General features: G+C 75.5%; 1 pseudogene. It reads right to left on the bottom strand.

Features of this window, described 5'->3' with window-relative positions:
* Positions 1-237: pseudogene (locus AC0IWM_RS23920) on the bottom strand (efflux RND transporter periplasmic adaptor subunit); the annotation flags it as partial.

Genomic DNA, 237 nt, shown 5'->3' with positions numbered 1-237 from the left:
CGGGTCGCCCTGGGACGGGGTGCCGTGGTCCTCGTCGCCATGGGCGAAGGCCCCGGTCCCGAGCGCCAGGGTCACGAAGACCGCCATGACGGCCACGGCGGGAAGGCTGCGCCGGCCCCGCAAGAGCACGGTGAGCAGCATGCCGAGGAGGAAGGCGGCCGCCGCGGTCAGCATCAGGACGGGGACCTTGGCCGCGAGGCGGGCCTTCAGGTCGGCGACGGCGGCGGACGCCTTGGC

Source organism: Methylobacterium sp. AC433 (assembly GCF_979253015.1).
The sequence above is the reverse complement of the archived record's forward strand: the minus strand, read 5'-3'. Positions and strand labels throughout refer to the sequence as shown.